The 26,531-nt window shown below is 71.5% G+C and carries 24 protein-coding genes; 19 read left to right on the top strand and 5 right to left on the bottom strand.

Translation table 11 applies throughout. The features are described 5' to 3' along the window. Positions 1-9: 9 nt before the first annotated feature. Entirely contained in the window at positions 10-1,605 is a 1,596-nt protein-coding gene (gene dacB / locus ACZ4Z4_RS04215; protein ID WP_468321818.1) for a D-alanyl-D-alanine carboxypeptidase/D-alanyl-D-alanine endopeptidase, read from the top strand. On the opposite strand, the gene ACZ4Z4_RS04210 is transcribed toward dacB, so the two are convergent. Continuing rightward, entirely contained in the window at positions 1,526-2,770 is a 1,245-nt protein-coding gene (locus ACZ4Z4_RS04210) for an MFS transporter (RefSeq protein WP_468321815.1), read from the bottom strand. The genes dacB and ACZ4Z4_RS04210 overlap by 80 nt on opposite strands. 215 nt (positions 2,771-2,985) lie before the next feature. On the opposite strand from ACZ4Z4_RS04210, the gene ACZ4Z4_RS04205 reads away from it, so the two are divergent. From ACZ4Z4_RS04205 to ACZ4Z4_RS04195, 3 genes are all read left to right on the top strand, one after another. Further along, a complete protein-coding gene (locus ACZ4Z4_RS04205) occupies positions 2,986-3,945 on the top strand; it encodes a LysR family transcriptional regulator (RefSeq protein WP_468321812.1) in 960 nt (319 codons plus the stop codon). Between the two features lie 367 nt (positions 3,946-4,312). After that, complete coding sequence (locus ACZ4Z4_RS04200; protein ID WP_468321809.1) at positions 4,313-4,912, top strand: hypothetical protein; 600 nt, start codon at positions 4,313-4,315, stop codon at positions 4,910-4,912. A 55-nt stretch (positions 4,913-4,967) separates the two neighbouring features. Next, the gene (locus ACZ4Z4_RS04195; protein ID WP_468321806.1) at positions 4,968-5,345 is read left to right on the top strand and encodes an Imm50 family immunity protein; all 378 of its coding nucleotides are present in this window, start codon (positions 4,968-4,970) and stop codon (positions 5,343-5,345) included. A 14-nt stretch (positions 5,346-5,359) separates the two neighbouring features. Here the strand turns inward: ACZ4Z4_RS04195 and ACZ4Z4_RS04190 are convergent, their stop codons facing one another. Together ACZ4Z4_RS04190 and ACZ4Z4_RS04185 are read right to left on the bottom strand one after the other, a co-directional pair. Further along, positions 5,360-6,007 carry an NAD(P)-dependent oxidoreductase gene (locus ACZ4Z4_RS04190; protein WP_468321803.1) on the bottom strand — a complete coding sequence of 216 codons (648 nt, stop codon included), beginning with the start codon at positions 6,005-6,007 and terminating at the stop codon, positions 5,360-5,362. 49 nt (positions 6,008-6,056) lie between these two features. Further along, a complete protein-coding gene (locus ACZ4Z4_RS04185; protein WP_468321800.1) occupies positions 6,057-7,076 on the bottom strand; it encodes an EamA family transporter in 1,020 nt (339 codons plus the stop codon). A 169-nt stretch (positions 7,077-7,245) separates the two neighbouring features. Here ACZ4Z4_RS04185 and ACZ4Z4_RS04180 point away from each other — a divergent pair, with 169 nt between their 5' ends. From ACZ4Z4_RS04180 to ACZ4Z4_RS04130, 11 genes are all read left to right on the top strand, one after another. Further along, positions 7,246-7,776, top strand: coding sequence for a MarR family winged helix-turn-helix transcriptional regulator (locus tag ACZ4Z4_RS04180; RefSeq protein ID WP_468321797.1), 531 nt, complete (start codon positions 7,246-7,248; stop codon positions 7,774-7,776). Positions 7,777-7,896: 120 nt separating this feature from the next. Then, entirely contained in the window at positions 7,897-8,523 is a 627-nt protein-coding gene (locus ACZ4Z4_RS04175; RefSeq protein ID WP_468321794.1) for a hypothetical protein, read from the top strand. Beyond that, positions 8,511-9,557 carry a hypothetical protein gene (locus ACZ4Z4_RS04170; RefSeq protein WP_468322140.1) on the top strand — a complete coding sequence of 349 codons (1,047 nt, stop codon included), beginning with the start codon at positions 8,511-8,513 and terminating at the stop codon, positions 9,555-9,557. Before ACZ4Z4_RS04175 ends, ACZ4Z4_RS04170 begins: the two co-directional genes overlap by 13 nt. 163 nt (positions 9,558-9,720) lie before the next feature. Then, complete coding sequence (locus ACZ4Z4_RS04165; RefSeq protein ID WP_468321791.1) at positions 9,721-11,061, top strand: MFS transporter; 1,341 nt, start codon at positions 9,721-9,723, stop codon at positions 11,059-11,061. Between the two features lie 142 nt (positions 11,062-11,203). Continuing rightward, entirely contained in the window at positions 11,204-12,517 is a 1,314-nt protein-coding gene (locus tag ACZ4Z4_RS04160) for a uroporphyrinogen-III synthase (protein WP_468321788.1), read from the top strand. Between the two features lie 146 nt (positions 12,518-12,663). Next, a complete protein-coding gene (locus tag ACZ4Z4_RS04155) occupies positions 12,664-13,266 on the top strand; it encodes a CGNR zinc finger domain-containing protein (protein ID WP_468321785.1) in 603 nt (200 codons plus the stop codon). 196 nt (positions 13,267-13,462) lie between these two features. Beyond that, the gene (locus ACZ4Z4_RS04150; RefSeq protein WP_398298322.1) at positions 13,463-14,038 is read left to right on the top strand and encodes a sigma-70 family RNA polymerase sigma factor; all 576 of its coding nucleotides are present in this window, start codon (positions 13,463-13,465) and stop codon (positions 14,036-14,038) included. Further along, on the top strand, positions 14,035-14,832 hold the full coding sequence (locus ACZ4Z4_RS04145) for a zf-HC2 domain-containing protein (protein ID WP_468321782.1): 798 nt from the start codon (positions 14,035-14,037) through the stop codon (positions 14,830-14,832). The genes ACZ4Z4_RS04150 and ACZ4Z4_RS04145 overlap by 4 nt, the downstream gene beginning before the upstream one ends. Positions 14,833-14,939: 107 nt before the next feature. Then, positions 14,940-17,318, top strand: a complete 2,379-nt coding sequence (locus ACZ4Z4_RS04140; protein WP_468321779.1) for a HelD family protein — start codon at positions 14,940-14,942, stop codon at positions 17,316-17,318. A gap of 408 nt (positions 17,319-17,726) precedes the next feature. Next, entirely contained in the window at positions 17,727-19,157 is a 1,431-nt protein-coding gene (locus ACZ4Z4_RS04135) for an NAD-dependent malic enzyme (protein WP_468321776.1), read from the top strand. Positions 19,158-19,459: 302 nt separating this feature from the next. After that, on the top strand, positions 19,460-19,741 hold the full coding sequence (locus tag ACZ4Z4_RS04130; protein ID WP_016645140.1) for an HU family DNA-binding protein: 282 nt from the start codon (positions 19,460-19,462) through the stop codon (positions 19,739-19,741). 65 nt (positions 19,742-19,806) lie between these two features. Here ACZ4Z4_RS04130 and murA read toward each other — a convergent pair whose 3' ends face one another. Continuing rightward, on the bottom strand, positions 19,807-21,150 hold the full coding sequence (gene murA / locus ACZ4Z4_RS04125; protein ID WP_468321773.1) for a UDP-N-acetylglucosamine 1-carboxyvinyltransferase: 1,344 nt from the start codon (positions 21,148-21,150) through the stop codon (positions 19,807-19,809). 244 nt (positions 21,151-21,394) lie between these two features. Between murA and ACZ4Z4_RS04120 the strand changes: the two genes are divergently transcribed. Further along, complete coding sequence (locus ACZ4Z4_RS04120) at positions 21,395-22,003, top strand: YqgE/AlgH family protein (RefSeq protein ID WP_468321770.1); 609 nt, start codon at positions 21,395-21,397, stop codon at positions 22,001-22,003. Here the strand turns inward: ACZ4Z4_RS04120 and ACZ4Z4_RS04115 are convergent. Then, entirely contained in the window at positions 21,976-22,914 is a 939-nt protein-coding gene (locus tag ACZ4Z4_RS04115; RefSeq protein WP_468321767.1) for a LysR family transcriptional regulator, read from the bottom strand. The two genes, ACZ4Z4_RS04120 and ACZ4Z4_RS04115, sit on opposite strands and share 28 nt — an antisense overlap. Positions 22,915-23,032: 118 nt before the next feature. On the opposite strand from ACZ4Z4_RS04115, the gene ACZ4Z4_RS04110 reads away from it, so the two are divergent. From ACZ4Z4_RS04110 to ACZ4Z4_RS04100, 3 genes are all read left to right on the top strand, one after another. After that, the gene (locus tag ACZ4Z4_RS04110; protein WP_468321764.1) at positions 23,033-24,253 is read left to right on the top strand and encodes an MFS transporter; all 1,221 of its coding nucleotides are present in this window, start codon (positions 23,033-23,035) and stop codon (positions 24,251-24,253) included. Positions 24,254-24,442: 189 nt separating this feature from the next. Beyond that, positions 24,443-24,742, top strand: coding sequence for a DUF3039 domain-containing protein (locus tag ACZ4Z4_RS04105; protein ID WP_079036916.1), 300 nt, complete (start codon positions 24,443-24,445; stop codon positions 24,740-24,742). Positions 24,743-24,844: 102 nt separating this feature from the next. After that, a complete protein-coding gene (locus ACZ4Z4_RS04100; protein WP_468321761.1) occupies positions 24,845-26,470 on the top strand; it encodes a beta-N-acetylhexosaminidase in 1,626 nt (541 codons plus the stop codon). The last annotated feature ends 61 nt before the right edge of the window (positions 26,471-26,531 follow it).

Here is a 26,531-nt window from a genome sequence, read left to right as displayed (position 1 = left end):
TCCGGGGTCATGAGTAGACCCGTGAGACGCGTCACCATCCGTATGCGCCACTGGATCTGGCCCGCCGTGCTCGCCGTCGCGGCGGCCGGACTCGCCGTCGGCGCACCGGCCGGGGCGGACTCCGACCGCTCGGGACTCCCCGAGGCCATCGACACCATCCTGGCCGACCCGCGCATGGAGGGCGGGGTGGCGAGCGTCGTCGTCGCCGACTCCGCGACCGGCGACGTCCTGTACCAGCACCGCTCCAGCGGGCGCCTGATGCCCGCCTCCAACACCAAGCTGCTCACCTCGGCCGCGGCGATGGAACTCCTCGGCCCCGGCCACCGGTTCACCACCGACGTCCTCGCCACCGCACCGCGACGCGGCTCCGTGCTCCAAGGAGACCTGTACCTGCGCGGCACAGGAGACCCGACGACGCTCGCCAAGGACTACGACCGGCTCGCCGCGAAGATCGCCGGCTCGGGCATCCGACAGGTCACGGGGCGGCTGGTCGCCGACGACACCCGCTTCGACAGCAGCCGCATCGGCGACGGGTGGAGCGGTGACGACGAGTCCGCGTACTACGCCGCGCAGATCAGCGCACTGAGCGTCGCCCCCGACACCGACTACGACACCGGCACGGTGATCGTCGAGGTCGCGCCCGGGGCGCGCGCCGGGGACAAGCCGCGCGTCAGCGTGACACCGAAGACCGACTACGTGAACATCGATCTGCGCGCCACCACCGTCGCGGCGGGCGGCGCCGACACCGTCGCGGTGGAGCGGCAGCACGGCAAGAACACCATCACCGTCAGCGGCACCGTCCCGGTGGGCGGGGACACCACCAAGGAGTGGGCCACCGTCTGGGAGCCCACCGGGTACGCGGCCGCCGTCTTCCGTGACGCGCTCGCCGCGCACGGCGTACGGGTGAGCGGCCCGACCAAGACCGGGACCGCCACGCCGAGGGGCGCCCGGCAGCTCGCCTCGCACAAATCCATGCCGCTCAAGGAGCTCATGGTCCCGTTCATGAAGCTCTCCAACAACATGCACGCCGAGAGCCTCACCAAGGCCATGGGCCACAAGACGACCGGCAGGCCCGGAAATTGGAGCGACGGCATCGCGGCGATCAACGGCTATCTGAAGACCGCCGGAGTCGACCCGGGCAAGCTGCGCCAGGTCGACGGCTCCGGTCTCTCGCGCAAGGACAACGCCGCGGCGGAGCAGTACGTCAAGCTGCTGCGCTCGGTGAAGGCCGAGCCGTGGTTCGCGGACTGGCACGCCTCCCTCCCCGCGGCCTGCGGTCCCGGCAAGTCCGTCGGCGGCACGTTGCGCTCGCGGATGTGCGGCACCCCGGCGGCCCTCAACGTCCGCGCCAAGACAGGGACGCTGACCGGAGCGTCCGCCCTCTCCGGCTACGTCAAGGACAAGGACGGGCGCGAGCTGGTCTTCAGCGTCATCCTCAACAACCACCTGGCCTCCTCGGTGAAGCCCGTCGAGGACGCGATCATGGTGACCCTCGCCTCCTCGACCGAGGACAGGGCCGTCCCGGTCACGCCGCGTTCGACGCGCGCGGCCGAGCGGGACGACGCCGGGCTGGAGTGCTCGTGGCGCAAGCCTGCGCGCTGCTGACCAGCAGGGCGCAGCACGCGGCGGCGACCGGCACCCCATAGCCCGCGGCGGTGCCCAGGTGCTCCACCGCCCAGCCGCCGCCCGCCGCACCGCAGGCGATGCCCCCGAGGAGACCGGTCACGGCGAGGGTCATGCCCTCGTTCAACCGCCCCTCGGGGGTGCGCTCCTGCACGAGCGTCATGGCGGTGACCATCGTCGGCGCCGTCGCCATCCCGGCGACGAGCAGCGCTCCGGAGAGGGCGATCAGCGACCCGGTGGCCACTACGGAGAGCAGGGGCAGCGTCATCAGGGCCGCCATCGCGGCCGCGCACAGCACATGGCGGCGGCCGAGGGAGCCGCGCGGTTTCACGGCCCCGTAGACGAGGCCCGCCGCGCAGGAGCCCGCGGCCTGGAGGGCGAGGACCACCCCCGCGGCGGCCTTGTGCCCCTGCGTGTCCGCGTAGGCGATGGTGACGACTTCGAGGGAGCCGAAGACGGCGCCGGTGGCGAGGAAGCCGGTCAGCAGGGTGGGCACCCCGCGCGCGCGGAGCAGCGACGTCGTCCCGGAGGATGAGTCCGTACGCCCCTGGGGCGGGGGTTCCGTGGCCCGCTGGGCGGCGAAGACGAGCACCCCGGTCACCAGCAGCACCACACCCACGAGGGTGCCCGCCTGCGGGAAGAGCGCGCCGCACAGGAAGGCGGCGAGAACCGGACCCAGCATGAAGCACAGCTCGTCGGCGGCCTGCTCGAAGGAGTTGGCGGTGTGCACGGCCCGCGCGTCGCCCTTGAGGAGGTGCGCCCAGCGGGCCCGGGACATGCCGCCCGTGTTGGGTGTCGTCGCCGTGGCGGCGTACGACGCGAACAGCGTCCAGTCGGGCGCTCCGTAGCGCACGCACAGCAGCAGCGAGAGCGAGCCGAGCGCGGCGACGAGGGTGGCGGGCACGGCGACGCGCGCCTGGCCGTACCGGTCGACCAGCCGCGCCGTCCAGGGCGCCACGACGGCGGTCGCCGCGAGGCCGGTCGCGGTGACGGCGCCGGCCAGGGCGTACGAACCGCGGGCTCCGGAGATCATGATGACGGCGCTGACGCTGAACATGCCCATGGGGAGGCGGGCGATGAGGTTGCCGATGGTGAAGGCGGTGGCGCCGGGTATCGCGAAGAGACGGGCGTAGGGGTTGTGGGGCATGCGGTCACCCTCGCCGGGGGCGGCGGGTGGGGTCCAACACCTGTTGGGTGCGGATTGACGCGTCTGCGTTGTAGGTTGCTGCGGTGACCGAGGACGGGGTGGGAGTCGTACGCCGTGATGCCGACCCGGCGGAATCAGCCGTAAGCCGTGCTGTTGGCCCGGCGGAATCAGCCGTACGCCGTACGCGGTCGGCGGAAGCAGTCGTACGCCGTGATGTGGACCCGAGGCTGTTGCGCGCCTTCGTCGCCGTCGCGGAGGAACTGCACTTCACCCGGGCGGCTCACCGCCTCTATGTCGCGCAACAGGCGCTGAGCCGTGATGTGCGGCGTTTGGAGCGGGAGTTGCGGGCCGAGCTCTTCGCCCGCACGACGCGGCAGGTGACGCTGACCGCCGACGGCGAGCGGCTGCTGCCGTACGCGCGACGCGTCCTGGAGGCCCAGGACGCCCTGGTCGCCGCCGCCGAGGGGGCGGCACGGCCCCTGCTCGTCGACGTGAACAGCCCCGGCCTGGTCTTCGGACGCATCCTGGAGCGGGCCCGCGAACTCGCCCCCGACTGCGAGCTGATGGCCCGTTTCGAGAGCGGCCTCACCGGCTCGGCCGCCGAGATCGCCGCCGGACGGCTCGACGTCTCCTTCGGCCGTTTCGCCGGACTCGACCCGGCGCTGCGGGCCGGGCTCGACCAGCAGCCGGTGCGGTACGAGCCGATGGCGGTGCTGCTGCCGACCGGGCACCCGCTGGCGGAGCTGGAGGAGGTGCCGCTGGACGCACTCGCGGGGGAGACCGTGTACGCGGGGGCGGGCAACGCAAAGACGCTGGAGTGGACGGCCCTCGCGCGGCTGCTCTTCGAGGGGCGCGGCATCGGGATCGCACCGCCGGCGCCGCTCGCCGTCGGCCCCGAGGAATTCGGGCGGGTCATGGCGAGGAGCCGCAATCCGGTACTCGCCGTGGTCGACTTCCCGCCCATGCCGGGAGCCGAACTGCGTCCGCTCGTCGACCCCGTACCGCTGTCGCCCGTGTCCCTGGTGTGGCGAAAGGGCCTGGTGCACCCGGGGGTCACCGCTCTGCGGTCGGCGGCTGCGGCGCTGGCGGTGGAGGGGGGCTGGCTGGAGAGGCCGGTGGGTGGGTGGATTCCTGCCGGGGACGAGCTCGTCATGACGGGGCGGGACGGGGGCTGAGGCGGCACTGTTGCCCGACTGTCCGGGCCAATGCGTTGCGCGACTGTTACGTGCAACGGGGTGCCCGCAATGACTTGAAATGCCGCTGTAAATGGGGGCGTTCGGAGGGAGGGGCGCGGGGTGCGCAGGGGCCTCGCGTGGCACCGGGATTCGCGTAAGCGAACAACGGCCCCGTGCGGGGTCGCTGCGCACGCAGGGATCCGACGCGGAACTGTGTAAAGCATTGCAACTGCCAATAGTTGGGCGCTGAAGGACCGTAACGATCTCGACGCGCCCTGTAGCCGACTCCTAAGCTGACGGCTCTTCCCGCTGCTCACGCCGGACGACCGCCGTGCGGCGGGCCCCCCACCTCTGCCAGGAGATTGCTTTGCTTTACAGGAAGACGGCGCTGCGCGCCGCCGCCCCCGTCGCCGTGCTCGCCCTCGCGCTGACCGCCTGCGGTGGCGGCGACGACAAGAAGTCGGAGGACAAGCCGAAGGCCGGCGCCTCCACCTCCCAGAACAAGCCCAAGGAGGAGTCGGCGCTGGCGGCCGGCAAGAGCACCACGGGCAAGGTGAAGGAGGACGAGGCCTTCGTCACGTACGACGTCACCGCCGAGAAGGTCGACATCGGCACGGAGGCCGAGACCAAGAAGCTGGTCTCGGACCCGAAGAGGGCGAAGGGCCTGGTCACGGCGACCGCCCACATGAAGATCACGCACAAGGGCGGCGCGCCGCTCACGGACACCCCCGACGTCCAGGACACCACGGAGATCTACGCGGACGGCACCCGCGGCGGCCTGCTCATCGGCGCCGCCGAGGACGCGCCGGGCTGCGAGGACGAGCTGGACCTCGAAGGCTGGAAGAAGGGCGAGACCCACGTCCTGTGCGAGACGTACCTGATCCCGAAGGGCTCGAAGTCCATCGAGGTCCGCTGGTCCGCGAAGGAGGACGGCGACCAGGTGAGCTGGAAGTTCGCCGGTAAGTGACGGACGGCTGGGCGCCGCTCAGGAGCGGGCGCTAGACATGTCGTGGACTTCCCTGGTGCAGAACCCCGAGGGCATCATCTCGGTGTACGGAGGTGCCGTGCCGGCGTTGACTGGCGTGCGTATCCACGCTGTGGTTCTCGACAGGGAGGGCCCGCGGCTGCGGGTGCGGTTCGACCTTCCCGTATTCCCGGAACGGGCGCCCAAGAAGTGGACCGTGCAGCGGTTCGACACTGTGCAGGTCGAGTTGGCGTTCGGGGGTCTGGATGAGGTGGATCTGCGGGGTTTCTCGGTCGATCCGGTCGGAGACATCCGGCTGACCGGTGGCGAGAAGGTGGAGATCGAGATTGTCTCGGCGGATGTACGGGTTCGCGCGTCGGCGGAGACCGCGTACATCTCGGATCTCTCCGCGTACGCGGACGGCTCCCGTGCTTAGGCGGGAGCCGGGGCTCAGTAGCCGACTGTGAAGCGGGTTTGGTGATGGGTCGGGTGTTCCGCCTCGTACAGGAGGGCTATCGCGAAGTCCTCCATGGAGATGGACGAGTTGCCCTCCGCGTCGACGAGTAGCTCGTCCTCGGCGAGGCGGAACGTGCCTGTGCGGGTGCCGGGTTCGAAGAGGGCCGAGGGGCTGATGTAGGTCCAGGGGACGTGCGTGTTCGCGGTGCGGAGTGCGTCGTACTGGGCGTTCGACGCCTCGGCTATGTGGCGCCAGGCCTCGGGGACGTACCTCGGGTCGTCGATGGCGAGGACTCCCCGCGTACCGGGAACCGTCAGGCTGCCCGCGCCGCCGACGACGATGAGCCGTACGCCGTCGGCGCGGGCGAGGCCCGCCAGGAGGGCCTTGATGACGGCCGGGTGCTCGTGTTCGTGGCCGGGGGCGGGTCTGGTCGCGTTGACCACGAGGTCCTGGCCGGCGCTCAACTCGGCCACGTCGTCCGGGTCCTCGGCGTTGCCGGTGCGGTGGGCGGCGGCCGGGTGGAGCTCGCCGAAGCGGGCGGGGTCGCGGACGACGGCGGTGACTTCGTGGCCGCGGGTGAGGGCCTCGGCGACGATGCGGCTGCCTGCGTTGCCGGCTGCGCCGAAGATGGTGATGCGCATGGGGTTGGCTCCTTGGGGGTGTTGAGGCGGGAGTGGTGGGGGGCGGTCGTTATGCGGTTTGTGTCTGGTGGCGGTGGGTGGCGCTGGGGCGGTTTCCGCTGTTCTTGCTGCTGCTGTTGCGGCTGTTGCTGCCGCCACCGCCGCTCCGGCTCTGGCCGAGCAGCACGCTCGCCAGGACGAGGGCCAGGCCGCCCAGCTGCCAGACGGTGAGGGTCTGCCCCAGGAGCAGCAGCCCCGCGAGCGTGGCGACGACCGGGTTTGTCAGGCCGAGGAACGAGACCGATGAGGCGGGCAGGCGCTCGATGCCGCGGAACCACAGGGCGTACGCGAGCGCCGTGCCGATGATGCCGAGGTAGGCGTACCCGGCGAGGTTCGCGCCGGTGAAGTGGTCCGGCAGGCCCTCGGCGGTGAGGGCGATGGGCGCGAGGACCAGCCCGCCCGCGGTCAACTGCCAGCCGGTGAGGGCGAGCAGGGAGACGCCCGCCGGGCGGCCCCACCGCTTGCTGAGCACCACGGCGAGCGCCATCAGCGTGGTGGCCGTCAGCATGGCGACGATGCCCGCGAGGTCGACCGCGGCGGTGCCGCGCAGAACGAGCAGTGCGACGCCCGCGACACCGACGAGTCCGGCGGCCAGCGTGCGACCGGTCGGCCGCACCTTCAGCACCCCGATCCCGAACCCGGCGACGAGCAGCGGCATGACGGCGCTGATCGTCGAGGCGACACCGCCGGGCAGCCGGTACGCGCCGAAGAAGAGGAGCGGGAAGAACGCGCCGAAGTTGAGGACGCCGAGTACGGCCGCCTTCCACCACCAGTCGCCGCTCGGGAGGCGCCGGGTGAGTGCGAGCAGGATCAGCCCGGCGGGCAGCGCGCGCAGGGCGGCGGCGAGCAAGGGGCGGTCCGGGGGGAGGAGTTCGGTGGTCGTGACGTAGGTGGTGCCCCAGGTGGCGGGGCCGATGGCGGCGAGTGCGGCGATGCCGGCGGCGGCTTTGGCGGAGGGGCAGGTGGTGGTGTTGGCGCCGGTGCTGCCGGTGCCGGTGTCAGGGCCGGTGCTAGTGCTGCGGATGTTCATGGTGCCGCTTCCCCTCGTCGGTCTCCTCAACGCTGTTATTCTCAACGTTGAGATAAATATGGACCCCAGATCTGTGAGCGTCAAGTATCTGAACGTTGAGAGACTTGGGTCCGGGGAACGATCCGGCGCCGACGCGTGCGTGCGGGCGGGCAAGAGCGGAGACGACGACATGAACGAGCAGGACACGGCCGACCACGACGCCATCGACGAGCTGCGTGCCCAATGGCGCCGCGAGCGCCCCGACCTGGACCTCGCGCACCTGGACGCGATGGCCCTGGTGGGACGCATCAAGAGGGCCGACCATCTGCTGAGCAAGGGCATGAAGCGGGTGTTCGTCGAGTACGGCCTGGAATTCGCGGAGTTCGACGTCCTCGCCACCCTGCGCCGGGTCGGCGCCCCGCACGAACTGACCGCGGGCGGCCTCCTCAAGACCGCCATGGTGACCTCCGGCGCCATCACCAACCGCCTCGACAAGCTGGAGCGCAAGGGGCTGATCGAGCGCCGCCCGGACCCGAACGACCGCCGCGCCATCCGCGTCCGCCTCACCGAGGCGGGCCGTGACCTGGTCGACCGCGCGGTGGTCGACCACGTCGCGAACGAGGAGCGCATGCTCGCCGCCCTGACCCCGGAGGACCGCACCGCCCTCGACGGAGCGCTGCGCCGGCTGCTGTTGTCGCTGGGGGACACACATCTGGGCTGAAGACCGACCTCGACGTGCCCTCGCCTCTCCCGCATGGATAGCTTGGTGCACTCCAGAGAACTCTCGCCCCACCAGGAGCTCACAGTGAACCGCCGACCCGCCCTGCTCACAGCGGCCACCATGACAGCTGCGGCAGTCTTCTCGCTCTCCGCCTGCGGCGGGGGCAGCGGCGACTCCAAGGACAGCGACAAGATCGCGGGCGCCGACTCGGGCGACGCGGCGAAGAAGTCGTCCCCGTCGGCGTCGGCCTCGGCGGACGGAATCGACCGCCCCAAGGTCACTCTGCCGAAGGGCGTTCGGCTCGTTTTCACCCCGGAGAAGACGGGCGACGCGAAGACCGATGCGGTGCTGCGCGACAGCGCGGAGTATCAGCGTGCCATCGATGAGGCGATCGACAAGCAGGAACCCAAGTCCGACGCCATCGTCTTCTACAGCAAGGACTCAGCTCTGCTGGGGACGATCGAATGGGTCAGCGGGTTCATCAAGGACGGTACGACGGTGACCGGGACGGTGCGCTACACCAACCGCAAGGTTACCTTCAGCAAGGACGGCTCGGCCGGTCTCACCTACTGCGCCGATGAATCCAAGGCCTACACCAAGGATCGCAAGACACAGAAGACGAACGTCACCAAGGCATCGAAGAACTCGTACGTCTACTACAACGACCGTCTGCGGAAGAATTCCAAGGGCGTCTGGCAGCTCACCAAGAGCTCCTCGGAGCGTGGGAGCGAGGTCTGCCAGCCGTGACGCGCAGGACTGTTGGCCTCTCCGCACTTGCTGCTGTGCTGATCACCGCGTTGGCCGCGCCGGAGGCATCGGCCGATCTGACGAACAGCAGCGGTTCCAGCAAGGAGGCGAAGGGCGGAAAGAACGGCCGCACCATCACCGTCCAGACAAAGGTCCAGACATCGGTCAACGGCAATACGAGCTCGGCCAGGACCGGCAATCTCTCGTCGGCGGACAGCAATTGGACTCCGCCCGCCTGCTGGTACGAGCCCGCCTTCTCGCCGAAGGAGATCGAGAAGACGGTCAAGGCGTGGCGCGGTTTCGGTGACGGCGTTCCGCTCTTCGACAGCGTCGGGGAGTTCGTCGGCGACTACCTCGACACCCGCTACAAGAAGGGCAAGCCGTACAAGAACTACAACCTCGACAAGCAGGGCAAGGGGATGTTCTGGGCCGCGGCGGTCAATCCGAACCGCAAGGACGACCCGGAGGCCAGCGCCTGCGACAAGCAGCCTTTCTGGGTCGATGAGGGACAGACGCCGAAGGAGCCCCTGGCCGTGACTCCGGAAATCCTCGCCGAGTACGCCTACGACGAGCTCCCCGTCCCCAGTACCACCATCAAGATGGCGCCCGAGGGGACGACGAAGGTCAACCTCCCCACCTGGGTCTGGTTGGACAAGGCGAAGTTCAAGAAGGTCTCCGTCACCGCGAGCATCCCGGGGTCGGGCCTCTCCGCGACCACGACCGCCGAGCCCGTCTCCCTGTCGATCGACCCGGGGACCGAGGACGCCGAGACGTATCCCGCTTCCGGCGAATGCCCCATCGAGAACGGAAAGATCGGCGCACCCCGCGCCAAGGGCACCCCCGCGGACACGGACCCGCCCTGCGGCGTGAGGTACCTGCGCTCCTCCGGCGACGGCTCGTACGACATCCGGGCCACCGTCACCTGGAAGATCACCTGGACCAGCACGACCGGCCAGGGCGGCGCCCTCCCCGACGGCCAGTTCGGCGCGGACCAGCAGATCGAGGTCGAAGAGGTGCAGTCCGTCAACCGGTGAGCGGTCAGAGGGGTGTGCAGGTTCGCGCCCCTCACCGCCCCACCCCACCCCCCCGTGAGAGCAACGTTCCCCGGTGGTCATCGCGCGGCACAAAGTTGAAATGCGGGCTCCTTACGTTCGGGAGGGTCGGCCGGTGTGCGTGGACTACTCCTGGAGGCGTGTGATGTGGATCGAGCGGTGGGAGCCGGAGGACGAGAGGTTCTGGAAGGAGGAGGGCGGGGAGAAGGTCGCCCGGCGGAATCTCGCGTTCTCCGTGTTGTCCGAGCACATCGGGTTCTCCGTGTGGAGCCTGTGGTCGGTGATGGTGCTGTTCATGGGGCCGGAGTACGGGATCGACGCGGCAGGAAAGTTCTTCCTCGTGTCGATGGCGACCCTCGTGGGGGCCGTGGTCCGCGTGCCGTACACCTTCGCCGTCGCGCGCTTCGGCGGGCGTAACTGGACCGTCATCGCGGCCACCCTGCTGCTCCTGCCGACCGTCGCCGCGTTCGTCGTCATGGAGCCGGGGACGTCCTACTCCACCTTCATGCTGTGTGCCCTGCTCACCGGCGTGGGCGGCGGAAACTTCGCATCCAGCATGACCAACATCAACTCCTTCTTCCCGCTGCGGGAGAAGGGGTGGGCCCTCGGGCTCAACGCCGGCGGCGGCAACATCGGTGTGCCCGTGGTGCAGCTCGTGGGGCTCGCCGTCATCGGGGCGAGCGGCGGGCCGCGCGTGGTGCTGGGGATTTATATTCCGCTTGTTGTTGTCTCTGCTGTCTGTGCGTTTCTGTACATGGACAGCATTTCGTCCGTCCGTAATGACAGCGGTGCCGTGAAGGCCGCCACTCGGGACGCGCACACGTGGATCATGTCGTTCCTGTACGTGGGGACGTTCGGGTCGTTCATCGGGTACGGCTTCGCCTTCGGGCTCGTCCTCCAGACGCAGTTCGGGCGTACGCCGCTCGAAGCCGCGCAGCTCACCTTCGTCGGGCCCCTGCTCGGCTCGCTCGTCCGGCCCGTCGGCGGGCGGCTCGCCGACCGGTTCGGCGGGGCGCGCATCACCCTGTGGAACTTTCTCGGGATGGGCGCCGCCACCGGTGTGGTCGTCGTCGCGTCCGTGCGTGAGTCGCTGCCGCTGTTCGTCGGCGCGTTCGTCGCGCTGTTCGTGCTCACCGGGCTCGGCAACGGATCGACGTACAAGATGATCCCCGGGATCTTCCAGGCGAAGGCCGAGGCCCAGGGTCTCGTGGGGGAGGCCGCCGCGGCCCAGGGGCGGCGGCTCTCCGGGGCGGCCATGGGGCTCATCGGGGCCGTCGGCGGGCTCGGCGGACTCGGCATCAACCTCGCGCTGCGGCAGTCCTTCCAGACGGTGGGCTCCGGCACCGGCGCGTACATCGCCTTCCTCGCCTTCTACGGTGTGTGTGCGGCCGTCACCTGGGCCGTATACCTTCGCCGGCCCGTCGCCCGTACGGTCCCGGCGGCCGACACCGAGGAGAAGCCGCAGCTCAGCTACGCCGAGGTGTGACGTAACACGGCGGACATCGGCGTGAACCGGGCCCGTCACGCGCCGTTGACAGGCTCGGACGTCCGCCGCCCACCGCCAACCGCCCTCCACCTACCGCCCACGAGCCGTGAATGAGACGAGCGGGACGAGACGAGACGAGCCTATGCACGACAGCCCCAGGCCCAGCCCCGGCCCGAGCGACAGCCCCAGGCCCAGCCCCGGCCCGAGCGACGGCACCAGGCCCAACGCCGGCCCCGAGCCCGGTGACAACCCCGGTGACAACCCCGGCGTCAGCCCGAGCCCCGGCGCCCGCCCCACCCCCAGGGGCGCCCCGGCCACCGGCGGACCCGCCGCGCACGGCCCCCTCGCCGGCTTCACCGTCGGTGTGACCGCCGCCCGGCGCGCCGACGAGCTCGGGGCGCTCCTCAAGCGGCGCGGCGCCACCGTGCTGCACGCGCCCGCGCTGCGCATCGTGCCGCTCGCCGACGACAGTGAACTCCTCGCGGCGACGAAGGAGTTGATCGACCACGCGCCCGACGTCGTGGTCGCCACCACCGCCATCGGATTCCGCGGGTGGATCGAGGCCGCGGACGGCTGGGGGTACGGAGAGGCGCTGGTCCGCTGTCTGCGCGGGGTCGAACTGCTCGCCCGCGGGCCGAAGGTGAAGGGGGCGGTGCGCGCCGCGGGGCTCACCGAGGAGTGGTCGCCCTCGTCCGAGTCCATGGCGGAGGTCCTCGACCGGCTCCTCGGCGAGGGCGTCGCCGGGCGGCGCGTCGCCCTCCAGCTGCACGGGGAGCCGCTGCCCGGCTTCGTCGAGGCGCTGCGGGCCGGGGGAGCGCAGGTCGTCATGGTGCCCGTCTACCGGTGGCTGCCGCCCGAGGACCTCGGCCCCGTGGACCGGCTCCTCGACGCGGCCGTCGGGCGGGGCGTCGACGCGCTGACGTTCACCAGCGCGCCCGCCGCGGCCTCGCTCCTCGCCCGCGCCGAGGAGCGGGGCATGACGGCCGAGCTCCTCGCCGCCCTCCACCACGACGTGCTCTCCGCCTGCGTGGGGCCCGTCACCGCGCTGCCGCTTCAGTCCCTCGGCGTCGACACGGTGCAGCCCGAGCGGTTCAGGCTCGGGCCGCTCGTCCAGCTCCTCTGCCAGGAACTCCCCGGCCGCGCAAGGGTGTTGCGCATCGCGGGCCACCGCGTCGAGATCCGCGGCCACGCCGTCCTGGTCGACGACGAGCTGTGCGCCGTACCGCCCGCGGGCATGGCCCTGCTGACCGCCCTCGCGCGCAGGCCCGGCTGGGTCGTGGCCCGTGCCGAGCTGCTGCGGGTGCTCCCCGGCGCGGGCCGCGACGAGCACGCGGTGGAGTCCGCGATGGCCCGCCTGCGCACGGCCCTCGGCACGCCGAAGCTGATCCAGACGGTGGTCAAGCGGGGGTACCGGCTCGCGATCGACCCGGCGTCGGGCTCGAAGTACGTGGGGTGAGCCGGGCGCGGCCGCCGCCGCGCTGCAAGAGGGCTTCTCCGGGCAACCTGGTACGCCGGGTTCCGGAGCCGCCCGGGGGAGTGCACTGTAGGGGTACGCAACGGCATTCACTCCCCGGTGACCCCCACCAAGGCGGTGACAGGCGCATGGCGTTGGGCACGGCCCCGGCCCCGTACGAGCTGCGATTCGACTCCGGGCGGAGCTGCCTGGACCTCGTGGCGACGAACCACCCCGTGGAACGGCTCGACTCCGTGGGGCGGCTGCGCGCCTGGCTCGCGGGCACCGGACTCGTACCGGCGGGTGCGCCACTGCCCGGCGCCGGCCCGCAGTGGCTCACCGACTTCCGTGAACTGCGTACCGCCATAGGGCAATTGGTGCTCGGCGAGATCGACGGGCACCCCTTCACCGCGGCCGCCACCGCCGCACTCGACCGCGTCAACGCCCTGGCGGCCGCCGCGCCCCCGGCCCCGTGCGCGGTCCGCGCCGCCGACGGCACGCTGGTCCGTGTCCTGCGCGGCGACCCGGGGTGCGCGGCGCTCGTCGCCGCCGTCGCCCGGGACACCGTCGACCTGCTCACCGACCCCGCGGCCCGCGCCCTCCTGCGCCAGTGCGAGGGCGACAACTGCCCGATCGTGTACCTCGACACGTCCCGCGGACGGCGCCGCCGCTGGTGCTCCAGCGAGGTGTGCGGCAACCGCGAGCGGGTGGCACGGCACCGCCGGAGGGCGGCGGCGGTCGGACGGGAGTGAGGCGGCCACCCCTTCCCGGGCACCCCTCAAGCACCAACCGCAAGAAACTCCCACCCCCGCCCCCAACCACAAGAAGCCCCCACCCGGCCCCCAACCACAAGAACTCCCCACCCCGTTGAACACCCGCCACCCCGCATCCGTACCTCCGTCGTGAGACCCGCCCGACCCGTCGAAAGGGCGGACACCGGAGGTACGCGTGCGCAAGGATTCCGCCGTGGCCGATGAGCGCCCGCAGCCGCACCGCCATCGCCTCGGACGGCCCCCGGGCCCGGACGAGGAGTTGATGCGCGCCCTCTACCGCGAGCACGCGGGAGCACTTCTCGCCTACGTGCTCCGGCTGGTGGCGGGCGACCGGCAGCGTGCCGAGGACGTCGTACAGGAGACGCTCATCCGTGCCTGGAAGAACGCCGGTCAGCTCAACAGAGCGACCGGTTCGGTACGCCCCTGGCTGGTGACGGTCGCTCGGCGCATCGTCATCGACGGCCACCGCAGCCGGCAGGCCCGGCCGCAGGAGGTCGACCCGTCGCCGCTGGAGGTCATCCCCGCGGAGGACGAGATCGACAGGGCACTGTGGCTGATGACGCTCTCGGACGCGCTGGAGGATCTGACTCCCGCACACCGGGAAGTACTTGTCGAGACGTACTTCAAAGGGCGTACGGTCAATGAGGCGGCCGAGACGCTGGGCATACCCAGCGGGACGGTCCGTTCACGGGTCTTCTACGCGCTTCGCTCGATGAAGCTGGCGCTCGAGGAGCGGGGGGTGACGGCATGACCGATTTCCACGGCCACCACGGCACGCGGCAGGACGACGAGCTCCACGAGACCGTCGGCGCCTACGCCCTCGGGATCCTGGACGACGCGGACGCCACGCGCTTCGAGGAGCACCTCGCCGGGTGCGAGTCCTGCCGGCGGCAGCTGGACGAGCTCTCCGGCATGGAGCCGATGCTGGCCGCGCTCGCGGACTTTCCCGGCCCGCGCGGCGTGCCCGCGATCGGCGACCAGCTCGCCGCCCGGCCGAGCCCCCGGCTCGCCGAGCGCCTCGTCGCGGAGGTCTCCGTCGAGCGGGAGCGCGGGCGCAGGCGCGGCCTGTACCTGGTCGCGGCGGCGGTCGCGCTGATCGTCGGGGGGCCGCTCGTCGTCCTCGCGGTGGCCGGTGACGACGGCGGCTCGAAGGGCGTGGTGGCCGACCCGCACCCGTCGAGCCCCGCCGAGGACGCCTTCTTCCACCACATGGACGAGAAGGCGCGCGCCACCGACCCGACGACCAAGGTCAGCGCCACGGTCGGCACGGAGAAGAAGGCCTGGGGCACGCACACCGTCCTGGAGCTGAAGAACGTCAAGGGCCCGCTGAAGTGCTCCCTGGTCGCGGTCGGCAAGGACGGCGAGAAGGAGACCGTCAGCAGCTGGTCGGTGCCCGAGTGGGGGTACGGCATCAAGGACAGCCCGAACAAATGGGCGCGCAGCCCGCTGTACGTGCACGGGGGCGCGGCGATGGACCGGAACGACATCGATCACTTCGAGGTGACCACGTTCGACGGCGAGCGGCTGGTCAAGGTCGACGTGTAGCGCTGTGGCGCACGCCCGGCGTGAGACAAGTGCACAGGACGGGCCCCTTTCGCATAGGGTGGACGGCTGCTCAATACGGGCAGCAGCACGGTGTGAAAGGGGCCTCGGTGGCCGACGTACGCGACCGCGAGATCAGCGTCGAACAAGTCCATCTCGACCAGGTCTACCGACGTCTCGAGGAGAAGATCCACGAGGCCGAGTTCCTGATGAACGACGCTGCCCAGCGCTCCCAGGTCGGTACGCCGGGCGCGCTCGCCGAGCGTGACGCGCAGGTCTTCCGCGCCGGCGTCCACCTCAACCGTCTCAACAACGAGTTCGAGGACTTCCTCTTCGGCCGGATCGACCTGCTCCGGGGCAAGGACGGCAAGAAGGGGCCCGACGGCGCGTACACGGCGGTCGAACCGGCGGAGGGCGCGGTGCGCGAGGACGCGGACGGCAAGTACGCCGACATCGCGGAGACCCTGCACATCGGCCGCATCGGCGTCCTGGACGCCGACTACTCCCCGCTGGTCATCGACTGGCGAGCGCCCGCCGCCGCGCCCTTCTACCGCTCGACGCCGGTCGACCCGGGCCGGGTGGTGCGCCGCCGCGTCATCCGCTCCAAGGGCCGCAAGGTCCTCGGCGTCGAGGACGACCTGATGCGCCCCGAGCTCACCGCACGCCTCGACGGCGAGGAGCTCCCCGTGGTCGGCGACGGCGCCCTGATGGCCGCGCTCGGCCAGGCCCGCAGCCACTCGATGCGGGACATCGTGGCGTCCATCCAGGCCGAGCAGGACATGGTGATCCGCGCGCCCGCCGCGTCGGTGACGTACGTGGAGGGCGGCCCCGGCACCGGCAAGACCGCGGTGGCCCTGCACCGGGCCGCGTACCTCCTCTACCAGGACCGGCGCCGGTACGCGGGCGGCATCCTCATCGTCTCCCCGACCCCGCTCCTGGTCGCCTACACGGAGGGCGTGCTGCCGTCCCTGGGTGAGGAGGGACAGGTCGCGATCCGCGCGGTCGGCTCGCTGGTGGACGGCGTGGAGGCGACGGAGTACGACAGCCCGGCGGTGGCCCGGGTCAAGGGCTCCTCGCGCATGCTGAAGGTGCTGAGGAAGGCGGCGCGGGGGGCACTGGAGACCCCCGCCGCACCCTCCGCTCCCGCCGCCCCGCGGGACGGGCAGCTGTCCTTCGGTGACCAGGACGGGCAGCTGTCCTTCGGCGATGGCGACGAGGACCAGGAGCCGCAGCCCGCCGGCGCCCCCACCCGCCTCCGCGTCGTCGCCTTCGGCCGCCGGCTCGAACTGGACGCCGGCCAGCTGGACCGCATCCGCCGCAACGCGCTCGGCGGCACCGCCCCCGTCAACCTGCTGCGCCCGCGCGCCCGCAAGCTCCTCCTGGACGCCCTGTGGTCCCAGTCCGGCGCGGCGGGCCGCCACACGGACCCCGAGCTCGCCGCCGAGCTCCGCTCCTCCTTCGACGACGACATCACCTCCGAGGACGACTTCATCCGCTTCCTCGACGCCTGGTGGCCGGAGCTCACCCCGCGCGCGGTGCTGGCCGCGATGAGCGACGAGCGGCGCCTCGGCCGCTGGGCGCGCCGGATCCTCAACCCCGGCGAGGTCCGCAAGGTCGCCCGCTCGCTGCGGCGCGACGCCCTGTCCGTGCACGACGTGGCGATGCTCGACGAGCTCCAGGCGATCCTCGGCACGCCGCACCGCCCGAAGAAGAAGCGTGAACTCGACCCCCTGGACCTGCTCACCGGCCTTGAGGAGCTGATGCCGCAGCGCGAGGAGTCCCAGCGCGAGCGCGCCGAGCGCCTGGCGGCGGAGCGCACCGAGTACGCGCACGTCATCGTGGACGAGGCGCAGGACCTGACGCCCATGCAGTGGCGCATGGTCGGCCGCCGCGGCCGCCACGCCACGTGGACCGTCGTCGGCGACCCGGCCCAGTCCTCCTGGTCCGACCCCGACGAGGCGGGCGAGGCGCGCGACGAGGCGCTCGGCACCCGCCCGCGCCGCCGTTTCACGCTCACCGTCAACTACCGCAACCCCGCCGAGATCGCCGACCTGGCCGCCCGGGTGCTCGCCCTCGCGATGCCGGGGGCCGAGTCCCCGTCGGCGGTCCGCTCCACCGGCGTGGAGCCCCGCTTCGCGGTCGTACGGGGGAAGGACCTCGCCTCGTCCGTGCGCGAGGAGGCGGCGCGGCTCCTGGAGCGGGTCGACGGCACGGTCGGTGTCGTCGTGGCGATGAACCGCCGCGAGCAGGCGGCGCGCTGGCTGGCCGGGCTCGGCGACCGGGTGGTGGCGCTGGGCAGCCTGGAGGCCAAGGGCCTCGAGTACGACGCGACGCTGGTCGTCTCGCCCGCGGAGATCGCGGACGAGTCCCCGGCGGGCCTGCGCGTCCTGTACGTGGCGCTGACGCGCGCGACGCAGCAGCTCACCGTCCTGTCGGGGGAGCGCGACGAGCCGGACGAGGCGGGGGTCCCGGACCTGCTCAGGGACTGATCCCGCCCGGCGGAGGACCCTCCCGCGGGATTGACCCGAGCGGCTTCTCGGGACGGGAATTGCCTTACGGGATTCGTTTGTTACCGTGGATGTGGCACCGGCTCGATCCAAGCCCCCGGGCCCAACCATCGTCGCTACGAGCGACCACTTGCCGCGAGGCGAGCATGGCGGGTCGGTGTCACCAGCGTGAGAAGAGGCCCACGTCACCCAGTGACGTGGGCCTCTTTCTGTTCGGGCCCCTCTTTCCCTACCAAGCAACTTCTCGTATGGTGGAAACAAGTTTCCGAAATTTCAGCGCACTGGCCGGTGAACAAAACGTTCGCAATCCGGGGCGGCTACCACGTACTCGGCGGTAGGTGCGACCATCGGACGGCAAGAGCTACAAGGTGAAAGCAGAGGAAGTCCGCCATGGCAACGGCGCCCAGCGTCTCCTACTCGATGACGGTCCGACTGGAGGTGCCCGCCAGCGGTACAGCGGTCTCCCAGCTGACCACGGCCGTGGAGTCCTCCGGAGGCTCGGTCACCGGCCTCGACGTCACGGCGTCCGGCCACGAGATGCTGCGGATCGACGTGACGATCGCGGCGTCCTCCACCACGCACGCCGACGAGATCGTCGAGCAGCTGCGGACCATCGAGGGCGTCACCCTCGGCAAGGTCTCCGACCGTACGTTCCTGATGCACCTCGGCGGCAAGATCGAGATGGCGTCCAAGCACCCCATCCGCAACCGTGACGACCTCTCCATGATCTACACCCCGGGTGTCGCCCGGGTCTGCATGGCGATCGCCGAGAACCCCGAGGACGCCCGCCGCCTCACCATCAAGCGGAACTCCGTTGCGGTCGTAACGGACGGCTCGGCCGTCCTCGGCCTCGGCAACATCGGCCCGAAGGCCGCGCTGCCCGTCATGGAGGGCAAGGCGGCCCTCTTCAAGCGCTTCGCCGGCATCGACGCCTGGCCGCTCTGCCTGGACACCCAGGACACCGACGCCATCGTCGAGATCGTCAAGGCCATCGCCCCCGGCTTCGCGGGCATCAACCTGGAGGACATCTCCGCGCCCCGCTGCTTCGAGATCGAGGCCCGGCTGCGCGAGGCCCTCGACATCCCCGTCTTCCACGACGACCAGCACGGCACCGCCATCGTCGTCCTCGCCGCCCTCACCAACGCCCTGCGCGTGGTGGGCAAGGGCATCGGCGACGTGCGCGTGGTCATGTCGGGCGCCGGCGCGGCCGGCACGGCCATCCTCAAGCTGCTGCTCGCCGCCGGTGTGAAGAACGCCGTCGTGGCCGACATCCACGGCGTCGTGCACGCCGACCGCGAGGACCTGGTCTCCCACGACGTGGACTCGCCGCTGCGGTGGATCGCCGACAACACCAACCCCGAGGGTCTCACGGGCACGCTCAAGGAGGCCGTCGTCGACGCCGACGTGTTCATCGGCGTCTCCGCTCCGAACGTGCTGAACGGCGACGACGTCGCCGCCATGGCCGACGGCGCCATCGTGTTCGCGCTCGCGAACCCGGACCCCGAGGTCGACCCGGCAATCGCCCGTCAGACGGCCGCAGTTGTGGCCACGGGACGCTCCGACTTCCCGAACCAGATCAACAACGTCCTGGTCTTCCCCGGCGTCTTCCGCGGCCTCCTCGACGCCCAGTCGCGCACCGTCAACACGGAGATGATGCTGGCCGCCGCGGGCGCCCTCGCGGACGTCGTCGCCGAGGACGAGCTGAACCCGAACTACATCATCCCCAGCGTCTTCAACGACAAGGTCGCGGGCGCCGTGGCCGGTGCCGTGCGCACCGCCGCGAAGGCCGCGGGGGCCGCTGTGACAGGCGCCACGGCCTAGCCGCACGGCGCGTCGCGGAACCCGGGCCCCACGGGCCCCCTCTAGGGTGGCTTGGCAGCAAGCCCTCCCCTGCGCCCGCGTTTCACGGGGTGGCGGACGCTTTTCGTGTGACCCCCAAGGGCGCCGGATTGGCTTTCCCGCCGCAGGTGGGGGCAGGATGCGTAATCGGGCGCGAGGGTCTGGACGTCAGACCCGGGTCCGGGGACTGTCCGAGGACCCTGGCAGCATCGTCTTCGCTGTGCCCATCATGCGGCCCTGCCGCGTGGCACGCCTCAACGGCAAAAGAACACGGGAGTACAAACATGAACCGCAGTGAGCTGGTGGCCGCGCTGGCCGACCGCGCAGAGGTGACCCGCAAGGACGCCGACGCCGTGCTGGCCGCGTTCGCCGAGACCGTCGGCGAGATCGTTGCCAAGGGCGACGAGAAGGTCACCATCCCCGGCTTCCTGACCTTCGAGCGCACCCACCGTGCCGCTCGCACCGCCCGCAACCCGCAGACCGGTGAGCCGATCAACATCCCGGCCGGTTACAGCGTCAAGGTTTCGGCTGGTTCCAAGCTGAAGGAAGCGGCCAAGGGCAAGTAGCCCGGAGCAGCTGAAAGGGGCGGTCACCCGGTGGGTGACCGCCCCTTTCGTATGCGTACGGAAAGCTAGCCGAGCGGAGCCCTGTTAGGGAGCTCGACCTTCGCGCCCAGTTCCTGGAGCTTCTCCATGAAGTTCTCGTAGCCGCGGTTGATCAGGTCGATGCCGTGGACGCGGGACGTGCCCTGCGCCGCGAGGGCCGCGATCAGGTACGAGAAGCCGCCGCGCAGGTCGGGGATGACCAGATCGGCGCCCTGGAGCTTCGTGGGGCCGCTCACGACCGCCGAGTGCAGGAAGTTCCGCTGGCCGAAGCGGCAGTCGGAGCCGCCCAGGCACTCGCGGTAGAGCTGGATGTGCGCGCCCATCTGGTTGAGCGCCGAGGTGAAGCCGAGGCGGGACTCGTAGACCGTCTCGTGGACGATGGAGAGGCCCGCGGCCTGCGTCAGCGCCACCACGAGCGGCTGCTGCCAGTCGGTCTGGAAGCCGGGGTGGACGTCCGTCTCCAGGGCGATCGCGTCGAGCGAGCCGCCCGGGTGCCAGAAGCGGATGCCCTCGTCGTCGATCTCGAAGGCACCGCCCACCTTCCGGTAGGTGTTCAGGAACGTCATCATCGAGCGCTGCTGGGCGCCGCGGACGTAGATGTTGCCTTCGGTCGCCAGGGCCGCGGAGGCCCAGGAGGCGGCCTCAAGGCGGTCCGAGAGGGCGTGGTGGTTGTAGCCGCCGAGGCTGTCGACACCGGTGATCCGTATGGTCCGGTCGGTGTCCATGGCGATGATCGCGCCCATTTTCTGAAGGACGCAGATCAGGTCCTCGATCTCCGGCTCCACCGCGGCGTTCGAGAGCTCGGTGACGCCCTCCGCGAGGACGGCGGTGAGCAGGACCTGCTCGGTGGCGCCCACGGACGGGTACGGCAGACGGATCTTGGTGCCGCGCAGGCGCTGCGGGGCCTCCAGGTACTGGCCGCCCTCCCGCTTCTCGATGGTCGCGCCGAACTGGCGGAGCACCTCGAAGTGGAAGTCGATCGGCCGGCCGCCGATGTCGCAGCCGCCGAGGCCGGGGATGAAGGCGTGCCCGAGGCGGTGCAGGAGCGGGCCGCAGAACAGGATCGGAATGCGCGACGAGCCCGCGTGGGCGTCGATGTCGGCGACATTCGCGCTCTCCACGTGCGACGGGTCCATGATGAGCTCGCCCGGCTCCTCGCCGGGCCGGACCGTCACGCCGTGCAGCTGGAGCAGGCCGCGCACGACGCGCACGTCGCGGATGTCGGGGACATTGCGCAGCCGGCTCGGGGCGCTGCCGAGCAGCGCGGCGACCATGGCCTTGGGCACAAGGTTCTTCGCGCCGCGGACACGGATCTCGCCCTCCAGCGGGGTTCCGCCGTGGACAAGCAGTACATCGTCGGTGACGGTCATGAATCTCGCGTTCCGATTGGATGGACGGGGGGATCAAAGGGCAAGCGTAATGGCCGCGTACCCCCCTTCCGTAAGGCCAAGGGCGTGCAAAACACGTCATGAGTTCGTGACAACACGAACCGTACGGAACCGGACACTCCGGGTCACCACCCGTCACCTGCGCTCCAGCGGCCGCACCCGGCCCTGAGCTGGGGGCACTCCGGTATGCGCATTGCCTCCCCGCGCAGGGCGAATATGCGGGATCATGTGGTCCATGACCGAGGTGTCCTCGCTCACAGGGCGGCTGCTCGTGGCCACACCGGCCCTGGCGGACCCGAACTTCGACCGCGCGGTGGTGCTGCTCCTCGACCACGACGAGGAGGGCTCGCTCGGCGTGGTCCTGAACCGTCCGACGCCGGTGGACGTCGCCGACATCCTGGAGGGCTGGGGGGAGCTCACCGGCACACCGGGCGTCGTCTTCCAGGGCGGCCCCGTCTCGCTGGACTCGGCGCTCGGCGTCGCGGTGATCCCCGGCGACGAGGAGACCCCGGCGGGCGCCGGGGCGCGGGCCGGCAGACAGGACCCGGTCGGCTTCCGACGCGTGCACGGCGCGATCGGCCTCGTCGACCTGGAGGCCCCGCCGGAGCTCCTCGCCTCGGCTCTCGGCTCGCTCCGCATCTTCGCCGGTTACTCGGGGTGGGGCCCGGGTCAGCTGGAGACGGAGCTGGCGGACGGCGCCTGGTACGTGGTCGAGTCCGAGCCCGGCGACGTGTCCTCGCCCGATCCGGAGCGGCTGTGGCGCGCGGTGCTGCGGCGCCAGCGCAGCGAGCTCGCGATGGTGGCGACCTATCCGGACGACGCGTCGCTGAACTGACCGGCGCACCGGTCGGCCCGCTGCTCGGTCCGTCGGTCGGCCCGTCGGTCCGCGAGCTCTCCGGCGCGGCGCAGGTACCGCTCGGCCAGCGGGTGCGCGTCCCTCGCCGGGACCGCCAGATGTACGGCGACGGGCGGGGCGTTCTTCAGACGTACGTAACGCAGGGACGGGTGGGAGTGCCTGCGGGCCACCGGCTCCGGCGCCACCCCCACCCCGTGGCCCGCCGCGACCGCTTCCAGCCACTCGTCGAAGTTGTCGGCGGTGCAGGCGAGGCGCGGGCGGCGGGACGGCGGCCACAGGTCGGGGCTGGTCGTGCCGGTGACGGTGTTCACGACCAGCGGCAGGTCCGCGAGCTCCGCCCAGTCGACGACGCGGCGGCCCGCGAGCTCCGCGGCGCCGCGCGCGACGACGGCGACGCGCGGCTCGTGCAGCAGCACACGGGTGCGGACCTGCGCGCCGGACGGGACGTCGCCCCGCACGACCGCGACGTCGCAAGCGCCCGACGTGAGCCCGGCGAGCGGCTCGTCGCGCCGCACCAGCCGCACGCCCGCGCCGGTCGCCGCCTTGAAGGCGTGGGCGAGCTCGGCGCAGGCCTCGGGCAGGAGCGAGGTGAAGCCGAGCCGCAGGACCGGCGGCTCGCTGCCCGCGCCCCGCAGCACAGTGTCGAGCCGGGACAGCAGCGGCGCGAGCTCGTCGCGCAGGCGGCACCCGGCCTCGGTGAGCTCCACGCGCCGCGTCGTCCGCTCCAGGAGGCGGGTGCCGAGGGCGTCCTCCAGGGCCCGCACGCTCCGGGTGAGCGCGGGCTGTCCGACGTGCAGCACGGCGGCGGCGTCCGTGAAGCTCAGCTCGTCCGCGACGGCGAGGAACCCTCGCAGGTGGCGCAGCTCGACCCCGGTCAGTCCTTGATCCATGCCGCCCGAGCATAAATGGGCGCCGCGGGCATTTCCCGCCGGATGCGGAGGCTGCCTACGTTTCCCTCCCGGAATCGCCGGAACCGCCGGTGTCGCGAGGGAAGAGGGAGTGGGAGCCGTGCGCAAGGTGTGGCTGTTGATGCTGGGGTCGTTCACGCTGGGGCTCGACGCCTATGTGATGGCGGGGCTGCTGCCGGTCGTCGCCGACGACCTGGGGACGACCGTGTCGCTCGCCGGGCAGATGGTCACCGTCTTCACCCTCGCGTACGCGGTGAGCGCGCCGCTCGTCGCCGGGCTGCTGTCCGGCGTACGGCCGCGCGTACTGATCGTCGCCGCGCTCGCCGTCTTCACCCTCGGCAACGGACTCACCGCGCTCGCCCCCGGCCTCGCCGTGCTGCTCGCCGCCCGTGCCGTGGCGGGGGTGGGCGCCGGGGTCTACTCGGCGCTCTCCACGGCGGCCGCCGCCTCACTGGCGGGGCAGGAGCGGCGCGGGCGGGCGCTGGCGCTGGTGATGGGCGGGATGAGCTCGGGCACGGTGCTCGGTGTCCCGCTGGGGGTGCTGCTCGCCGACCACACCTCCTGGCGGGCCACGATGTGGCTGGTGACGGGGCTCGGCGCGGTGGCGCTCCTGGGGCTCGCGGTGGGGCTGCCCGAGGTGCCCGCCGAGCCGCCGGTGCCGGTGCGGGCGCGGCTCGGGGCGCTCGCCGACCGGAAGGTGCTGCCGATCGTGGGCGTCTCCTTCCTGGGTGCGGTGGCGAGCCTCGGCCTCTACACGTATCTCGCGCCGGTGCTCGCCTCGTCGGGTGGCGTGGGCGAGGGGGCGGTGGCGCCGTACCTGTGGGCGTGGGGGATCGGGGGTGTGCTGGGCAGTCTGGTCGCCGGGCCGCTGGTGGACCGTACGGGGGCGCCCCGTGCGGGGGCGGGGGTCGACCGTACGAGTCGGGTGGGCGTCCTGGTGACGGGGATCGTCTCGACCCTGACCGTCGCGATCGCCGTCCTGCCGCTGCTCGGTGCCGGCGCGTATCCGGCGCTTCTCGTCTGGGGCGCGGCGGGGTGGGCCTTCCAGGTGCCGCAGCAGGACCGGCTGCTCGCGTTGCGTGCGGAGCGGGGTGCGGTTGCTCTTGCCCTCAACAATTCCGCCCTCTACTTGGGCAGCGCGGTGGGCTCCGGTGTCGCCGGGCTTGCCCTCGCGGCGGGGCTCGCGCCGAGGGCGTTGCCGTGGGCGGCGGCCGCGATTTCTCTGACGGCACTCGTTCTGCACCTGTCCGCTGCGCGGGGCCGGGGCTCCCTTGGGCTGCGGGCCGGTGGGGGCTGGTCGCGCAGTTCCCCGCGCCCCTGAGTAAGACCCCCTGCGCCCAGGCCGAACGTGGCCGCACCACGGGCTACCCCAGGGGCGCGGGGAACTGCGCGCCAAGCCCCCACCGGCCCGCACGGTACGAACAGGCACCCGGCAGGCACGGCGGCGGCAGGCGCCACGGGGAGCACGCGCGCTGCCGGGACGGCGCGCGCGTGAGTACCCTTGGCCCTTATGAGCACTCTTGAGCCCGAGCCCGAGCGCGGGGCAGGTACGGGGACCCTCGTAGAGCCGACGCCACAGGTGTCGCACGGTGACGGTGACCACGAGCGCTATGCGCACTACGTCCAGAAGGACAAGATCATGGCGAGTGCGCTGGACGGCACTCCCGTCGTGGCGCTCTGCGGCAAGGTGTGGGTCCCCGGCCGCGATCCGAAGAAGTACCCCGTCTGTCCCATGTGCAAGGAGATCTACGAGTCCATGGGCGCCGGCGGCGACAAGGACAAGGACGGCGGCAAGGGCGGCAAGAAGTAGTCGTCCCTTTCGCGTTCGTGTGAGATCTTTTCGCCCGAGGGGCGTTGCGCCTGCCGCAACGCCCCTTTTGCGTGGCGCAATCGCGTGACAGCCTTGTGCGCCATGACCTTTGGGCAACTCATCCCGGCGCCCGCACGCGCCGAGGCCACGCAGAGCTCTTCCTTCGTCATCGACGCGTCCACCACCGTCTGGGCCGGCCCCGGCACCGGGTCCACCGAGCGGTGGCTGCGCGCCGCGCTCGGCCCCGCGCTCGGCCTGCCGCTCCGCGACGGCACCGAGGGCGCGGCCAACTCCCTCTCCCTGTACGTCGACGACTCCCTGGAGCCGGAGGCGTACAGGCTCACCATCGACGGCGACCGCGTCGAGATCCGCGGCGGCGCGGCCCCCGGCGTCTTCTGGGGTGCCCAGACGCTGCGCCAGCTCCTCGGCCCCGACGCCTTCCGCCGCGCGCCGCTGCGGCCCGGCGCCGAGTACGCCGTCCCGGCCGGCGTCGTCGAGGACGCCCCGCGCTTCGGCTGGCGCGGCATGATGCTCGACGTGTCGCGGCACTTCATGCCGAAGGACGGGGTCCTGCGCTACCTGGACCTGCTCGCCGCCCACAAGCTCAACGTCTTCCACTTCCACCTCACCGACGACCAGGGGTGGCGTGTGGAGATCAAGCGCCACCCGAAGCTGACGGAGGTCGCTTCCTGGCGGGCCCGCTCCAAGTGGGGGCACCGCATGTCGCCGCTCTGGGAGGAGCGCCCGCACGGCGGCCACTACACGCAGGACGACATCCGCGAGATCGTCGCGTACGCGGACTCCCTGCACATCACCGTCGTCCCGGAGATCGACCTCCCGGGCCACTCGCAGGCCGCCATCAGCGCGTACCCGCACCTCGGCAACGCCGACGTGGTCGACACCGAGGCGCTCACCGTCTGGGACACCTGGGGCGTCAGCAAGAACGTCCTCGCCCCGACCGAGGACGTACTCCGGTTCTACGAAGGGGTCTTCGAGGAGATCCTCGACCTCTTCCCGTCCACCTTCATCCACGTCGGCGGCGACGAGTGCCCGAAGGACCAGTGGAAGGAGTCGCCCGCCGCGCAGGCCCGCATCAAGGAGCTGGGCGTGGACGGCGAGGACGGGTTGCAGAGCTGGTTCATCCGCCACTTCGACCGGTGGCTCACGGCCCGCGGGCGGCGCCTCATCGGCTGGGACGAGATCCTGGAGGGCGGCCTCGCCGAGGGCGCCACCGTCTCCTCCTGGCGCGGCTACCGGGGCGGCATCGCCGCGGCCAAATCCGGCCACGACGTCATCATGTGCCCCGAGCAGCACGTGTACTTGGACCACCGGCAGCACGGCGGCCCCGACGAGCCGATGCCGATCGGTTTCATCCGCACCCTCGAAGACGTCTACCGCTTCGAGCCCGTCCCCGCCGAGCTCACCGAGGAGGAGGCGGCCCGCGTCCTCGGCACCCAGGCCAACGTCTGGACCGAGGTGATGGAGCACCAGCAGCGCGTCGACTACCAGGTGTTCCCGCGCCTCGCCGCCTTCTGCGAGGTGGCGTGGCGGCAGCTGCCCGCCCCCGCCGAACGCGACTTCGCCGACTTCGAACGCCGAATGACCGAGCACTACGCCCGACTTGACGCCCTCGGCGTCGACTACCGCCCGCCGAGCGGCCCGCTGCCGCGACAGCAGCGACCCGGCGTGCTCGGACGCCCGATCGAGGGGTCGCCCCCGAACGTGTGAGGAAGCGCCGGGGCGCGTGCTCCCGGTGGCCCGTGCCGGGAGCATGGGCCACCGGAAGCCG

Source organism: Streptomyces sp. NPDC030245, assembly GCF_055572995.1.
Note: the sequence above shows the minus strand (reverse complement) of the source record. Positions and strands in the feature narration are given on the sequence as shown.